The organism is Bradyrhizobium sp. (assembly GCF_052389815.1).
Lineage (GTDB): Bacteria > Pseudomonadota > Alphaproteobacteria > Rhizobiales > Xanthobacteraceae > Bradyrhizobium.
In genome coordinates, this window is record NZ_JBQTHN010000231.1 from 1 (window position 1) to 2,459 (window position 2,459).

Annotated in this window: 2 protein-coding genes; both read left to right on the top strand. The window is 62.7% G+C overall.

The window, feature by feature from the left end:
- Window positions 1–466: 466 nt before the first annotated feature.
- Window positions 467–1,234 carry an AAA family ATPase gene (locus ACT4OC_RS30540; RefSeq protein ID WP_444842788.1) on the top strand — a complete coding sequence of 256 codons (768 nt, stop codon included), beginning with the start codon at window positions 467–469 and terminating at the stop codon, window positions 1,232–1,234.
- A 484-nt stretch (window positions 1,235–1,718) separates the two neighbouring features.
- Window positions 1,719–2,213 carry an iron response transcriptional regulator IrrA gene (gene irrA, locus ACT4OC_RS30545; protein WP_444842789.1) on the top strand — a complete coding sequence of 165 codons (495 nt, stop codon included), beginning with the start codon at window positions 1,719–1,721 and terminating at the stop codon, window positions 2,211–2,213.
- Window positions 2,214–2,459: the final 246 nt, after the last annotated feature.

Below are 2,459 nucleotides of genomic sequence, written 5' to 3' on the forward strand. Positions count from 1 at the left end.
CTTCCCCGCGCAATGGTTTGACGGTTTATACGTGATCTCCCCGGTGAGCGGCCTTTATTGTCACCGTTGCCGGGCCCGCACAGGCAGGCCGGATAGACGCCAGGGTCGCGGCGCCAGGACCACACGACTTCGCCGTCCGCCGCTGCGTTTCGCCCGGTGCAAGCACCTGACGCAGCAAAGCGGCCCATCGCAACCCGCACCACGTTTCGTGACGATCGCGAAACGTCCCTCACGGTGGCACGGGCTGGGGAGATGTATAGTTCCGATTTGCGGAATAATCAAGAGGGTTTCTGATTAGTAGAATGAGTGGCGGCGAGGGAAGGCCTGGATCGATTTGAATTCGTTCACGAATTCCGATTTTCGGCGCACCGATCCTCACACCACAATTCTGTTCTTGTTACGTTCCCAGCGATGTGCCATGGTCCGCCGCTGGAATTTGCAGCTTTCCGCGGCAGGACCGAACAAAATGGCCCGAAAAAAACGTCCGATCAATCTGCCCGCGCCGTATCTGCGGCGGCTGTGGTTCGATCCCTCGCGCATCGAGGATCGCGAGGCCTACCCGTACGGCCTGCCGTTTCTGAATGATGAGTTCGAGCTATCCTTCGACAAGCCCATCACCATCATCGTTGGCGAGAACGGCGTCGGCAAATCGACACTGCTCGAAGGCATCGCGGTGCTCGCCGGCTATGACGAGGCCGGCGGCGGCAAGGGCTACATGCCGGTCGATCATTCCAACGCCACTGAAGAGATGGGCGGGCAGCTGTCGAAGGCCCTGCGTGCGAGCTGGCTGCCCAAGATCACCAATGGCTGGTTCTTCCGCGCCGAGAGTTTCTTCTCGGTCGCGCGCTATCTCGACGAGGCTGCACGCGAAGACGGCGATGTGGGACCCGACTTCCTCTCCCATTCCCACGGCGAGGGCTTCATGCGCTTCTTCGAGGAGCGCTGCCAGAGGCAGGGCATCTTCATCTTCGACGAGCCGGAATCCGCGCTGTCGCCGGCGCGCCAGATCGAATTCCTGAAGCTGCTGCATCGGATGGAGAATTCCACAATCTGCCAAGTGGTGATGGCAACGCACTCGCCGATGCTGATGGCCTATCCCACCGCGCGGCTGCTGCGGCTGACCAAGCACGCGCTGGAGCCGGTGACGGTGGAAGAGACCGACCACTTCCGGGTGATGCGCGAATTCTGTCAGGACCCGACCGGTTTTGTAGAAGGTGCCATCGCCGGGGCGTGAGAGCGCGCAACGCCCAAATGAAATGGCCGCCGAACCCACGACGATCCGGCGGCCGCCCGGGATCTCGCAATATCAAATCGCGATCGAAATGCCCCCAGCCCGGGTAAAGCAAGCCTACGCTATCGTTGCGTGCGCGCGGTACTACAAATGCTGTTCCTCCGGGAGGAACATCGCGCGTGTGGCCTTGGCGACACGAGCGGAGTAAGCGGCCCCGGATTTTTGCGGCACCGGAGCCGCCAACCTGGGTGGTACAGGTTTTCCTCCGGCCGGGGCTTTTGGGGGGTCTCAAGCCGGAGGCTCAGGAACGACTCCTGATCCGGCAAAGCGTTCCTCACCATGGAAGGCACTGTCGAAGATTTCGAACGAGGCCTGCCGCTGCTGCTCGCGCGCGCTCCCCGCGCGTCGCGCCAGTTTGATCCAGCTCAAAGATGTCCGGTCGGTTTTGCGATCAAGTCGCATCAGTGAGCAGGACGGGGGCCCGGCGATGGACGTGTTGACCGATGAGCTGAGCGGCGCCCAGCTGGAAGCCGCCTGCGGGGAGCTGTGCATCGGCTGCCCGGCCGGCGATTGCCAGGAATTGCTGCGCGAGGCCGGCCTGCGGCCAACCCGCCAGCGCATGATGCTCGGCCAGCTCCTGTTTACCGGCGTGGGCCGGCATGTCACGGCCGAGACGCTCCATGCCGAGGCGAGGGCTGCGGGCATGCGGCTGTCGCTCGCGACCGTCTACAACACGCTGAACCAGTTCACGCTGGCCGGCCTGCTGCGCCGGATCGGACCGGACGGCTCGCGCTGCTTCTTCGACACCGACACCAGCGTGCATCCGCATTTCTACCTGGAAGGCGAGGACAGGCTGATCGACGTGCCGGAGCATCTGGCGGTGGCGCAGATGCCCGACCCGCCGCCCGGCCACGAGATTGCCCGGCTCGACATCGTCATCCGCATCCGCCGCAAGACGGAGGTCGTTGGTAGGGCGGGTTAGGCGTAAGCCGTAACCCGCCAACCTTTTCGGCGGATTACGCTCTCGTCATCGCATGCCGAACGACCGAGGACGGGGACGCTAATACTACTGAGTCAAGCGGTCGCAGTCTTTGGGGCTGAGAATCAAGTAATTGAGGAGATTCACTATTTGGCACGTGGAGGGCCAGATGAATCTCGATCAGAGCGAAGCACGGTTTGCGGAGTATGTCGCGGGGCTTGGGAGCGTGATCGGTCACGCGGAACGGAC

Coding starts and splice junctions, on each gene's coding strand:
- ACT4OC_RS30540 (WP_444842788.1), top strand. CDS start 467: ATGGCCCGAAAAAAACGTCCGATCAATCTGCCCGCGCCGTATCTGCGG.
- irrA (WP_444842789.1), top strand. CDS start 1,719: ATGGACGTGTTGACCGATGAGCTGAGCGGCGCCCAGCTGGAAGCCGCC.